The organism is Pseudomonas sp. LRF_L74 (assembly GCF_965644255.1).
GTDB lineage: Bacteria > Pseudomonadota > Gammaproteobacteria > Pseudomonadales > Pseudomonadaceae > Aquipseudomonas.
Window position 1 is genome coordinate 46490 of sequence record NZ_CBFFRH010000014.1, and the last position, 11725, is coordinate 58214.

Here is an 11725-nt window from a genome sequence, read left to right on the forward strand (position 1 = left end):
GGATTATTCACTTTTCAAAAATAACGCTCAACCTGAAACTGGCTCCACAGTCACCCACGGAGCGCACCTTCATGAGCATCACGCCCCAGACCCACGCGATTTCCCGCAACCCGGCCACTGGCGAAGTGATCGAAGCCTATGCCTTCGATTCCGCCGAGGCGCTCGAACAATCCCTGGCGCGTGCGGCGCAGGGCTATGCGAGCTGGAAAAAACTGCCGCTGGCGCAACGCGCCGAGGCCGTGGTGCGCCTGGGCCAGGCGCTGCGCGACCATATCGAACGCCTGGCCGCGACCATCACCGCCGAGATGGGCAAGCCGATCTCCCAGGCCCGTGGCGAAGTGAACAAATGCGCCGACCTGTGCGATTGGTACGCGGCCAATGGCCCGGCCATGCTCGCCGCCGAAGCGACCACCGTGGAACATGAGCGCGCCTGGATCGAATACCGCCCGCTGGGCTCGATCCTCGCGGTGATGCCGTGGAACTTCCCGTTGTGGCAGGTACTGCGTGGCGCCGTGCCAGCCCTGCTGGCAGGCAACACCTACGTGCTCAAGCATGCGCCGAACGTGATGGGCAGCGCTTATGCGATGCGTGGCTTGTTCGAGCAGGCGGGCTTCCCCGCGGGCGTGTTCGAGGTGATCAACGTCGCCAACGAGCTGGTTTCGCAGAGCATCCGTGATCCACGCATCGCCGCCGTCACCGTGACCGGCAGTGTCGCCGCCGGCGCGGCCATCGGCTCCCAGGCGGGCGCGGCGCTGAAAAAATGCGTGCTGGAACTGGGCGGCTCGGACGCCTTCATCGTGCTCGCCGATGCCGACCTCGACGAGGCGGTGAAGGCGGCGGTGGCGGGGCGCTTCCAGAACAGCGGGCAGGTTTGCGCGGCAGCCAAGCGCTTCATCATCGAGGAGTCGATTGCCGATGCCTTCACCGAGCGTTTCGTCGCTGCCAGCCGTGAATTGGTGATCGGCGATCCACGCGAGGCGCAGACCTACATCGGCCCGATGGCCCGTTTCGACCTGCGCGACGAGCTGGATGGCCAGGTGCAGCGTACCCTGGCCGAAGGCGCGACACTGCTGCTCGGTGGCGGCAAGGTCGAGGGCGCGGGCAACTTCTACCAACCCACGGTGCTGGCCGATGTCACGCCGCAGATGACTTCGTTCCGCGAGGAACTGTTCGGCCCGGTGGCGTCGATCATCCGCGCCCGGGACGCTCGCCATGCCCTGGAACTGGCCAACGACAGCGACTTCGGCCTGACCGCCACGCTGTTCACTGCCGACGCGGCCACCGCCCGGCGCATGGCTGACGAGCTGGAGGTTGGCGGCGTGTTCATCAACGGCTACAGCGCCAGCGATCCGCGCGTGTGCTTCGGCGGCGTGAAGAAAAGCGGCTTCGGTCGCGAACTGTCGCACTTCGGCGTGCGCGAGTTCTGTAATGCGCAGACCGTGTGGGTGGATCGCCGGTAAACCTGCATACCTTTTGATCGCTCCCATGCTTGGCTTGGGAGCGATCAACGTGCAGAGTCAATCGTAAACACTCTTTACCGTCACTCCCGCGAAGGCGGGAGCCCAGATACATAGACACTTCTGGATGATTCCCCTTCGGGCCAGCGCAAGCGCTGTTCAGCGATGGAACTGCTGTCCCGCCTTCGCGGGAATGACGACTGTTTGATGGTTCCCACGCGGAGCGTGGAAACCATCAGCGTTCAACTGTTCAATCTCGCACACCTGTTCAACAGGCTGTGCTTGAACATGCATTTTGGGTTCTTCTCGTTTCAATCTTATATAGCTGATTTATAAGGTTTTAATCCGTTGGCACGGTTGCTGCTCAAGCCTCTTCGAGACAAATCGAACGAGGTGTTGAAATGGGCAAGGCAATCAAGCTGGTGGTGGTGTCGGGCAGCTTGCGCAACCCGTCGCGTACCCACGCGCTGCTGGAGACAGTGGTCGAGCGCTTGCGGCAAAGCCTGGCGCTCGATGTGCACTGGGTGCGTATCGCCGACCTGGCTTCGTCCCTGGCTGGATCACTGGAGCGCGACAGCGTTTCGCCTGAGCTGTTGCCGCACCTCGCGGCCATCGAAAACGCCGACCTGGTCATCGCTGGCAGCCCGGTCTATCGCGCCTCCTACACCGGCTTGTTCAAGCATTTCTTCGACCTGGTGGATTACCAGTCGCTCAAGGGCGTCCCGGTCTTGCTCGCTGCTACCGGCGGTGGCGAACGCCATGCGCTGGTGATCGATCACCAGTTGCGCCCACTGTTCGCCTTCTTCCAGGCCCACACCCTGCCGTACGGCCTGTACGCCACGGTCGAGGCCTTCACTGACCATCGCCTGACCGATCCGGCACAACTCGAACGCATCGAGCGTGCATTGCAGCCGGCACTCGCCTTCTTCCGCCATTTCGCCGCCGATGCGGCCTGAGGAGCCATCGCCATGAGCCAACCGATCAAATTCGCCTACTGGGTGCCCAACGTCAGCGGCGGCCTGGTGGTCAGCAACATCGAGCAGCGCACCAGCTGGGACATCGACTACAACCGCAAGCTGGCGCAGATCGCCGAGCGCTCGGGGTTCGAGTACGCGCTGTCGCAGATCCGTTTCACCGCGGGCTACGGCGCCGAGTACCAGCATGAGTCGGTCGCGATCAGCCATGCGCTGCTGGCCGCCACGGAAAAACTCAAGGTCATCGCCGCGATCCTGCCGGGGCCATGGCACCCGGTGCTGGCGGCCAAGCAACTGGCGACCATCGACCAGTTCACCAATGGCCGTATCGCCATCAACGTGGTGTCCGGCTGGTTCAAGGGCGAGTTCCACGCCATCGGCGAGCACTGGCTGGAACACGACGAGCGCTATCGTCGCTCGGAGGAGTTCATCCGCGTTCTGAAGGGTATCTGGACCCAGGACAGCTTCACCTTCAACGGTGATTTCTATCGCTTGCGCGACTACAGCCTGAAGCCCAAGCCGCTGCAGCAACCGCACCCGGAAATCTTCCAGGGCGGCAGCTCGCGGGCGGCGCGGGACATGGCCGCACGGGTTTCCGACTGGTACTTCACCAACGGCAACACGGTCGACGGGATCAAGGCCCAGGTCGATGACATCCGCGCTAAGGCCGCCGCCAACGGCCACGCGGTGAAGATCGGCGTCAACGCCTTCATCATCGCCCGCGACAGCGAGGAAGAGGCGCGCGCGGTGCTACAGGACATCATCGACCAGGCCAACCCGGATGCGGTGAACGGCTTCGCCAGCGAGGCCAGGAACGCCGGCAAGGCCAGCCCGGAAGGCGAGGGCAACTGGGCCAAGTCGACCTTCGAAGACCTGGTGCAATACAACGACGGCTTCAAGACCAACCTGATCGGCACGCCCAGGCAGATCGCCGAACGCATCGTTGCGCTGAAGGCGGTCGGCGTGGATTTGATCCTTTCTGGTTTCCTGCATTTCCAGGAAGAGGTCGAGTACTTCGGCAAGCATGTGCTGCCGCTGGTACGCGAACTGGAAGGGCAAAAGCAGACCGAGAAGGCCGCACTGGCCTGAGGCGAACCGATGAGCACGCCAGCGATTACCTTGCCCGGCCGGCTGCTACGCCAGGCCGAACTGCGCCCTCGGGCTGTCGCCCTGCGCCACAAGCGCCTAGGCGTCTGGCAGGCGCGCACCTGGCAGCAACTGCTGGATGAGGTGCGGGCGTTGGCAACGAACCTGGCGGCCGCCGGTTTCGCTCCCGGCACCCATCTGCTGGTACTCAGCCGGCCGCGCCCCGAGGCCCTGATCGCCAGCCTGGCGGCGCAATGGCTGGGCGGCGTGGCGAGCCTGTTCGATCCGTTGCAGGAAGCGGCCGCGCAACGGCTCGTATTGACGCGGCTGGGAGCGGATTTCGTGCTGGCCGAGGGCGCCGAGGAGGTCGCGCGTATTCGCCAGGCCGGCCTCGCACCGGCCTGGCTGGTGTTCGTCGACGGCCGTGGCCTGGTGAGCGATGCGCACGTGCGTGGCAACGCCTTGGACTATGCGCAGTTGTCGATAGGCGAGGACAAGCCGGCCCAGCCACTGTCCAGTGCTGGCGACGCCGCTTTCGCGTTCTATCGCCATGGCGCGGCAGGCACCGAGCGCCAGGCTTTCAGCCACGCCGAGCTGCTGGCCCAGGCCGAGGTGTTGATCAGGGACGAGCGCCTCACGGCCGCCGAGGAAGCGCTGGCCGCCCGTGCCTTCGCGGCCAGCGGCCAGGCGCGTTATCTGCTGGCTTCATGGTTGCAGGCCGGTTTCTGCCTGAACTTTCCCGAGCGCCTGGAAACCCGCGACCAGGATCGTCGTGAGCTGGGGCCGAGCCTGGTGCTCGGCACGCGGGAAACCTACGGTCGTCTGCTCGCCTTGCTGCAGGAGCGCCTGCCACTGGCGGGCACCTGGCGGCGGCGTTGGCTGGAGCGGGTGCTGGCCGGCAAGGGCGGTGTGCTGGGTAACTGGCTGATTCGTCGCCCGTTGCGCGATGTCATTGGTTTCAGTCGTGCTCGCGTGGCCTTGTTGGTCGGCGCGCCGCTGGACGAGGAGGCGCGGCGTTTCTTCGACGGGTTGGGTATCGAGGTTCGCACTTGGCCGGCGCAAGAGTGCTGGCAAGTGGTCGGTGCCGACGATGCGCCGCTGTCTCGACCGGTCGTGGCCTGAGGGGGATGGAATGAGCGCTGCCCTGCTGGAACTGCACAACATCTCGCTGTCCTTCAAGGGCGTGCGGGCGATCACCGACATCAGCTTCGCCGTGGCCGAGGGCGAGATTTGCGCGTTGATCGGCCCCAACGGCGCCGGCAAGAGTTCGCTGCTCAATGTCATCAACGGCGTCTACCAGGCGCAGCAGGGCACGGTGCGTTTCGCCGGTGAATCGCGCGCGTTGCGGCCGAACCAGGCGGCGCGCCGAGGCATCGCCCGCACCTTCCAGAACATCGCCCTGTTCAAGGGCATGAGCGTGCTCGACAACGTGCTTACCGGACGCAACCTCAAGCGCCGCGCCAGTTGGCTGGAGCAGGCGTTGCGCCTGGGCCGCGCTGCTGCCGAAGACGACCGGCAACGCGAGGCGGCCGAACGTATCCTGGCGTTCCTGCGCATCCAGCCCTGGCGTGACGCCATCGTCGGCAAGCTGCCTTATGGCCTGCAGAAGCGCGTCGAGCTGGCCCGCGCCCTGGCCAGCGAACCACGCCTGCTGTTGCTGGACGAGCCGATGGCCGGGATGAATGCCGAGGAAAAGGCCGAGATGGGCCGCTTCATCCGTGACATCAATCGCGAGTTCGGCACCACCGTGGTGTTGATCGAGCACGACATCGGCGTGGTCATGAGCCTGTCCGACCATGTGGTGGTGCTCGACTACGGCCGCAAGATCGGCGATGGCCCGCCTGACGAGGTACGGCGCAACCCGGAGGTGATCGCCGCCTACCTCGGCGCGCGCCACTGATTTTCCCTGGAACGAATCGCTGCCCCGTCGGGCGGCACGGCGACGTGTTGCCGCAATATAGGAAACGAGCATGGATTTCTTCTTCGAAGTGCTGATTGGCGGCTTGCTGGCGGGGGTGATGTATTCCCTGGTCGCCATCGGTTTCGTGCTGATCTACAAGGCCAGCGGCGTATTCAATTTCGCCCAGGGCGCCATGGTGCTGTTCGCCGCGCTGACCTTCGTCAGCCTGTTAGAGCGCAGCGTGCCGTTCTGGCTGGCCTTTCTCATCACCCTGGCAACCCTGGTGCTGCTGGCGCTGGCGGTCGAACGGCTGGTGCTGCGGCCGCTGGTGAATCGCTCGCCGATCACCCTGTTCATGGCCACCCTGGGTCTGTCGTACTTGATCGAGGGCGCATCCCAGGCGCTGTGGGGCACCCAGGTACACGGCCTGGACCTGGGTATCAGCGATGTGCCGCTGGAGTTCCAGGGCATGCTGATCTCGCAGTTCGACCTGTTCGCCGCTGGTACGGCGACCGCACTGGTGGTGATTCTCTCGCTGCTGTTCAACCGCACTCGTATCGGCCTGGCGCTGCGTGCGGTGGCCGACGATCCACTGGCGGCGCAGGTGGTGGGCATTCGCCTGCAACGGGTGTGGGCGATCGTGTGGGCGGTCGCCGGCTTCGTCGGCCTGGTCGCCGGGCTGCTCTGGGGCGCGCGCCTGGGCGTGCAGTTCTCACTGTCGCTGATCGTGCTCAAGGCGCTGCCGGTGTTGATCATCGGTGGCTTCACCTCGATCAGCGGGGCCATCGTCGGCGGGCTGATCATCGGTGCCTCGGAGAAGCTGGCCGAGGTCTATCTCGGCGAACTCATCGGCGGCGGCATCGAGAACTGGTTCCCCTATGTGCTGGCCCTGCTGTTCCTGCTGGTGCGTCCGGCCGGGCTGTTCGGCGAGCGCGCCATCGAGCGGGTGTAAGGAGAGGTCATCATGCTCTATCGCGAAGCGGGTCAGTTCAGTGTGCGTTACGCCGACGACCGCCGGTTCTTCCGCCTGCGCCAGGATCGCATCGCCCTGGCCGCGCTGTTGCTGTTCGCCTTCGGCGCGGTACCGTGGCTGGGTAACGACTACTGGTTCAGCGCCATCCTGATTCCGTTCCTGGTGCTGTCCCTGGCGGCGCTGGGGCTGAATCTGCTGACCGGTTATGCCGGCCAACTGTCCCTGGGCTCGGCTGCGTTCATGGCAGTGGGGGCCTTCGCCACCTACAACGTCGAGCTGCGCGTGCCGGGCTTGCCGTTGCTGGCGAGCATCCTCCTCGGTGGCTTGGTCAGCGCCCTGGTGGCCATCGTCTTCGGGTTGCCAAGCCTGCGCATCAAGGGCTTCTACCTGCTGGTCTCGACCTTGGCCGCGCAGTTCTTCGTGCAATGGGCGTTGACCCGCTATAGCTGGTTCTCCAACGACAACGCTTCGGGCGTGATCAGCGCACCGCCGCTCAACGTGGCGGGCATCGACTTCTCTTCGCCAGCCGGGCGCTACCTGTTCACCCTGGCAGTGGTGGTGGCGATGTTCTGGCTCGGCGCCAACCTGGTACGCAGCGAGCTGGGACGTAACTGGATGGCCGTGCGCGACATGGACACCGCCGCCGCCGTGGTCGGCATTTCATTGCTGCGCGCCAAGCTGCTGGCCTTCGCCATCAGCGGCTTCTTCCTCGGCGTCGCCGGCGCGCTGTGGGCCTTCACCTACCTGGGCACGGTGGAGCCGCATGGCTTCGACCTGAGCCGCTCGTTCCAGATCCTGTTCATCATCATCATCGGGGGCCTGGGCAGCATTCGCGGCAACTTCTTCGGCGCCGCCTTCATCGTGCTCTTCCCCTTGCTGCTCTCCAACCTGGCCGGCCTGCTGCCGGACGGCGTGGTCGCCGCCGGGCAACTGGAGAACCTGCAGAAGATGCTGTTCGGCGCGCTGATCATCTTCTTCCTGATCAAGGAACCGGAGGGCCTGGCGCGCCTCTGGCAACGCTTCCGCGAGCGCGCACGGCTCTGGCCGCTGCGCTACTGAGTGGTCCCCCAAGGGCTTTACCGCCCACCTTCAATGCCAATAACTATTCAGGGATAAACACATGATCAAACGCACCCTCGCCGGCGGCCTTGCCCTGGCCCTCGGTCTTGCCGCCAGCTTCAGCGCCCAGGCGGACAACGAGCAGTACTTCCCCTTGCAGAGCTACCGGGTCGGCCCGTACGCGGCGGGCGGCACCGGCTTCTTCGGCGGCTTCATCGACTACCTGAAGTACATCAACGACAAGGGCGGGGTGAACGGCGTCAAGCTGACCTGGAGCGAGTGCGAGACCGAGTACGTGGTGGAGAAGGGCGTGGAATGCTACGAGCGCCTGAAGAAGGGCCACAACGGCGCCCCGGCCGCCGCCACCAACCCGCTGTCGGTGGGCATCGCCTATGCCACCCTGGAGCGCTCCACCGCCGACAAGCTGCCGCTGATCACCATCAACCACGGTCGCACCGATTCCACCGACGGCAGCGTGTTCCCCTACGTCTTCCCGCTGCAGCTCAACCCGTATTCGGAAGTGTCGGCCATCGTCAACTGGATCGGCGAGAAGAGCGGCGGCCTCGAGCAGCTCAAGGGCAAGAAGATCGTCACCCTGTACCACGGCTCGCCCTACGGCAAGGAAACCAACAGCGTGCTGCAGACCCTGGCCGACAAGTACGGCTTCACGCTGACCCTGATCGAAGTGCCGCACCCCGGCAACGAGCAGCAGTCGCAGTGGCTGAACATCCGCCGGATCAAACCGGACTGGGTGATCCTGCGTGGCTGGGGGGTGATGAACCCGGTGGCGCTGAAGACCGCGCAGAAGGTCGGTTACCCGGCTGATCACATCATCGGCAACATCTGGAGCAACTCCGAGGAAGACGCTGCACCAGCAGGCGCCGCGGCCAAGGGCTATATCTCGATCACCACGCACCCGTCCGGCACCAGCTTCCCGGTGTTGCAGGGCATCAAGGCCGACGTGGTCGACAAGGGCCAGGGCGACCTCGCCGATCCCAAGCGCTTCGGCACCGTCTACTACAACCTCGGCGTGGTCAACGGCATCCTCAACGTCGAGGCCCTGCGCATCGCCCAGGAAAAATTCGGCAAGCAACCGCTGACCGGCGAGCAAGTGCGCTGGGGCTTCGAACACCTGCGCCTGAATGACGAGCGTTTGCAGGCGTTGGGCGCGAAAGGGCTGGTGCAACCGCTGCAATTGTCCTGCGCCGACCACGAAGGCGGCGGTGCGGTGCGCTTCCAGCAGTGGGACGGCGAGAAGTGGAACCTGGTCAGCGACTGGGTCCAGGCGGATCGCGCGTTGCTGCGGCCGATCATCGAAGCGTCGTCGCACAAATACGCCGAGGAGAAAGGCATTACCCCGCGTGATTGCAGCAAGGAGGAATAAGCCTCGACGCTGAGGCAGACCGGTATGCCGTCATTCCCGCGAAGGCGGGAATCCAAATACTGCGAGTTTTCTGGGTTCCCGCCTGCGCGGGAATGACGGTACATCTCAAGGCTTGCCTCTACCTCTAAGCCACCACTCACCAATCGATCCATGGGCCGCTCAGCCGGCCCTCTTGCGACGGAGGCGGGCATGATCCTGCAGGTCGACGATATCGAAGTGATTTACGAACAGGTGATCCTGGCGGTCAGCGGTGTGTCGCTGGCGGTCGAGGAGGGCCGCATCGTTGCACTGCTCGGTGCCAATGGCGCGGGCAAGAGCAGCACGCTCAAGGCGATCACCGGCCTGGTGCGCGCCCAGCGCGGTGAGGTGGCGCGTGGCAGCATCCGCTACCGAGGCCAGGACGTGACCCGTAGCGCCACCCAGGCCCTCGCCGCCGAAGGCCTGGTACAAGTGCTGGAAGGGCGGCATTGCTTCGCCCAACTGACGGTGGAGGAAAACCTGCTGACCGGCGCCTTCGCCCGGCCCGGTGTATCACGCGGCGAGTTGCGTGACGAACTGGCGCGCATCTACGACTGGTTCCCACGCCTGAAAGAGCGGCGCAAGAGCAAGGCCGGCTACACCTCGGGCGGCGAGCAACAGATGGTGGCGATCGGCCGGGCGCTGATTTCCCGGCCGCGCCTGGTGCTGCTCGACGAACCCTCGATGGGCCTGGCGCCGCAGATCGTCGACGAGATTTTCCAGATCATCGCCGGGCTCAATCGCGAGCAGGGCGTCAGCTTCCTGATCGCCGAACAGAACATCGACGTCGCGCTGCGCCATGCCCACCATGCCTACGTGCTGGAAAGCGGCCGAGTGGTCGACCAGGGGCCGGCCGCGCAACTGGCCGCGCGCGAGGATATCCACGATTTCTATCTCGGTGGCGCGACGCCGAATGCGCGCCATGGGTAGTTTTCAAGTTCGCTGAAACAGTTCCAGCATCACCCCGCGCAGCCAGCGGTTGCCACTGTCCTGGTGATAGCGCGCATGCCAGTGCTGCTTGACGGTGAAGGTATCGATACTCACCGGGCAATCATGGACCGCGAGGCCGTGCATGGCTGCCAGGGTCTCGCCGATGTGGCGGGGCAGGGTGGCGATCAGGTCGGTGCTGCCGATGATCGCGCCCAGGCCGAGAAAGCCGGGCAGGCTGAGGATGATCCGCCGTTCGATGGCGGCGCGTGCGAGGCCGGCGTCGAGCAGCTTCTGGCCGGTGCCGGCGCTGACCTGCACATGGCCTTCGGCGAGGTAGGCGGTAAGGTCCAGGCCCTCGACGATGCGCGGATGCGTGGCGCTGCTCAGGCACACCCAGTCCTGGGGAAACAGCACTTGCTGGTACATGCCGCCGCCGAGCCAGGGCACGAAGCCGATGGCCAGGTCGGCTTCGCCTGATTCCAGGGCCGCTTCGGTGTTGCCGTCGATGCGCGCCGCTTCCAGGCGAATGCCGGGCGCATGGGCACGCAGGTGTTCCAGCACTTTCGGCAGCAGGGTGATATGGCTGGCGTCGCTGATGCACAGGCGAAAGCGCCGTTGCGCCGTGGCCGGGGTGAAGTCGCTTTCCCAGGCGGTGAGGCGACGCAGGGATTCGAGAACCTCCCGGCATGGCCCGATCAGCACATCGGCGCGCGGCGTCGGGGCCATGCCCGACGGTGTGCGAACGAACAACGGATCGTTCAACTGCTTGCGCAAGTGGCCCAGCCAGATACTGATGGTCGGCTGGCTCAGGCCCAGCTGTTCGGCGGCGCGGGTCACGCTGCGCAGGGTGTAGAGCACATCGAAAAGCTGCAGCAGCTTGGGTTCTGGCAGCGGCTCTGGCTGGTCCATTATTGCGAAACTCAATGGTAGTATTGGCTCCATTGTATAGCTCAACATCGCCTGGCTGCTTAAGGTCTCCGCAAACAAGGAGACCGCTATATGAACATCTGCATTCTCGGCGCCGGCGCCCTGGGCTGCGCCATCGGCGCCACGCTCAGCGAAGCGGGTCATGAAACCTGGCTGCTGAATCGCTCGGCGGCTCATGTCGAGGCGATGAATCGCCAAGGGCTTGAGGTTCATGACGAGCGAGGCCAACGCCAGGTCGCGGTAAAAGCGTCCACTCGGGCGACCGAGATCGGCGAGGTCGATCTGGTGGTGGTGCTGGTCAAGTCGTTCCACACCGCCGAGGCCATCGCCAGTGCCAAGGCGCTGATCGGCCCGCAGACCCTGGTGCTGTCGTTGCAGAACGGGCTGGGGCATGAGGACATCCTTGCCGATGCGGTGGGGCGTGAGCGGGTACTGGCGGGCAAGACCTATGTCGGCGGCGTGCTGCTTGGGCCAGGTCGCATTCGCGCCGGGGTGACCGGCAAGCACACCTATATCGGTGAGCTGGACGGCCAGTTGAGCGAGCGTGTGCAGGCCATCGCTGAGGTGTTCAACGGCGCCGGCCTGGCGACTACGGTCAGCGCCAACATCATGGGCACCATGTGGGACAAACTGCTGGTCAACGTCGCCACGGGCGCGCTGACCGGCATCACCCGCCTGACCTACGGCCAGCTGTACAGCGAGCCACTGCTGAAGAGCACGTCCCTGGCCGCTGTCGCCGAGGCCATCGCGGTGGCCCGTGCGGCGGGTATCGAGCTGAGCCTGAACGATCCCGAGTCGGCCTGGAACCTGGCCGCCGAAGGCCTGCCCGCCGCATTCAAGACCTCGATGCTGCAAAGCCTGGAAAAGGGCTCGGTCACCGAAATCGATTTCATCAACGGTTCCGTCGTGCGCTGGGGTCAGCGCCATGGCGTGGCCACCCCGGTCAACGCCACGTTGCATGCCTGCATGAAAGGCATCGAGCGGGCGATGGCCGATCACCAACAAGAGGAAGCCTGA

11 protein-coding genes are annotated in these 11725 nt (G+C 65.0%); 10 read left to right on the forward strand and 1 reads right to left on the reverse strand.

The window, feature by feature from the left end:
- Positions 1-71: 71 nt before the first annotated feature.
- From ACSZPK_RS25165 to ACSZPK_RS25205, 9 genes are all read left to right on the forward strand, one after another.
- A complete protein-coding gene (locus tag ACSZPK_RS25165) occupies positions 72-1460 on the forward strand; it encodes an aldehyde dehydrogenase family protein (protein WP_437884357.1) in 1389 nt (462 codons plus the stop codon).
- Between the two features lie 398 nt (positions 1461-1858).
- Positions 1859-2413, forward strand: a complete 555-nt coding sequence (gene msuE, locus ACSZPK_RS25170; protein ID WP_437884358.1) for an FMN reductase — start codon at positions 1859-1861, stop codon at positions 2411-2413.
- A gap of 12 nt (positions 2414-2425) precedes the next feature.
- Positions 2426-3520: a dimethylsulfone monooxygenase SfnG gene (gene sfnG / locus ACSZPK_RS25175; protein ID WP_437884359.1), complete on the forward strand. Its 1095-nt coding sequence runs from the start codon at positions 2426-2428 to the stop codon at positions 3518-3520.
- A 9-nt stretch (positions 3521-3529) separates the two neighbouring features.
- Positions 3530-4639, forward strand: a complete 1110-nt coding sequence (locus ACSZPK_RS25180) for an AMP-binding protein (RefSeq protein ID WP_437884360.1) — start codon at positions 3530-3532, stop codon at positions 4637-4639.
- Positions 4640-4649: 10 nt separating this feature from the next.
- Positions 4650-5417 carry an ABC transporter ATP-binding protein gene (locus ACSZPK_RS25185; protein WP_437884361.1) on the forward strand — a complete coding sequence of 256 codons (768 nt, stop codon included), beginning with the start codon at positions 4650-4652 and terminating at the stop codon, positions 5415-5417.
- A gap of 70 nt (positions 5418-5487) precedes the next feature.
- Entirely contained in the window at positions 5488-6369 is an 882-nt protein-coding gene (locus tag ACSZPK_RS25190) for a branched-chain amino acid ABC transporter permease (RefSeq protein ID WP_437884362.1), read from the forward strand.
- Positions 6370-6381: 12 nt separating this feature from the next.
- Positions 6382-7449 (forward strand): branched-chain amino acid ABC transporter permease, encoded by a 1068-nt coding sequence (locus tag ACSZPK_RS25195; RefSeq protein WP_437884363.1) that lies wholly within the window; start codon positions 6382-6384, stop codon positions 7447-7449.
- Positions 7450-7510: 61 nt separating this feature from the next.
- Positions 7511-8833, forward strand: coding sequence for an ABC transporter substrate-binding protein (locus ACSZPK_RS25200; protein ID WP_437884364.1), 1323 nt, complete (start codon positions 7511-7513; stop codon positions 8831-8833).
- Between the two features lie 189 nt (positions 8834-9022).
- Complete coding sequence (locus ACSZPK_RS25205; RefSeq protein ID WP_437884365.1) at positions 9023-9781, forward strand: ABC transporter ATP-binding protein; 759 nt, start codon at positions 9023-9025, stop codon at positions 9779-9781.
- A gap of 3 nt (positions 9782-9784) precedes the next feature.
- On the opposite strand, the gene ACSZPK_RS25210 is transcribed toward ACSZPK_RS25205, so the two are convergent.
- On the reverse strand, positions 9785-10690 hold the full coding sequence (locus ACSZPK_RS25210) for a LysR family transcriptional regulator (protein WP_437884366.1): 906 nt from the start codon (positions 10688-10690) through the stop codon (positions 9785-9787).
- A gap of 90 nt (positions 10691-10780) precedes the next feature.
- On the opposite strand from ACSZPK_RS25210, the gene ACSZPK_RS25215 reads away from it, so the two are divergent.
- Complete coding sequence (locus ACSZPK_RS25215) at positions 10781-11725, forward strand: ketopantoate reductase family protein (protein WP_437884367.1); 945 nt, start codon at positions 10781-10783, stop codon at positions 11723-11725.

What these genes read in the sequence shown, in the direction of transcription:
- ACSZPK_RS25185 (WP_437884361.1), top strand. Translation starts at nt 4,650, where the DNA reads ATGAGCGCTGCCCTGCTGGAACTGCACAACATCTCGCTGTCCTTCAAG.
- ACSZPK_RS25180 (WP_437884360.1), top strand. Translation starts at nt 3,530, where the DNA reads ATGAGCACGCCAGCGATTACCTTGCCCGGCCGGCTGCTACGCCAGGCC.
- ACSZPK_RS25195 (WP_437884363.1), top strand. Translation starts at nt 6,382, where the DNA reads ATGCTCTATCGCGAAGCGGGTCAGTTCAGTGTGCGTTACGCCGACGAC.
- ACSZPK_RS25190 (WP_437884362.1), top strand. Translation starts at nt 5,488, where the DNA reads ATGGATTTCTTCTTCGAAGTGCTGATTGGCGGCTTGCTGGCGGGGGTG.
- sfnG (WP_437884359.1), top strand. Translation starts at nt 2,426, where the DNA reads ATGAGCCAACCGATCAAATTCGCCTACTGGGTGCCCAACGTCAGCGGC.
- ACSZPK_RS25215 (WP_437884367.1), top strand. Translation starts at nt 10,781, where the DNA reads ATGAACATCTGCATTCTCGGCGCCGGCGCCCTGGGCTGCGCCATCGGC.
- ACSZPK_RS25200 (WP_437884364.1), top strand. Translation starts at nt 7,511, where the DNA reads ATGATCAAACGCACCCTCGCCGGCGGCCTTGCCCTGGCCCTCGGTCTT.
- msuE (WP_437884358.1), top strand. Translation starts at nt 1,859, where the DNA reads ATGGGCAAGGCAATCAAGCTGGTGGTGGTGTCGGGCAGCTTGCGCAAC.
- ACSZPK_RS25165 (WP_437884357.1), top strand. Translation starts at nt 72, where the DNA reads ATGAGCATCACGCCCCAGACCCACGCGATTTCCCGCAACCCGGCCACT.
- ACSZPK_RS25210 (WP_437884366.1), bottom strand. Translation starts at nt 10,690, where the DNA reads ATGGACCAGCCAGAGCCGCTGCCAGAACCCAAGCTGCTGCAGCTTTTC.
- ACSZPK_RS25205 (WP_437884365.1), top strand. Translation starts at nt 9,023, where the DNA reads ATGATCCTGCAGGTCGACGATATCGAAGTGATTTACGAACAGGTGATC.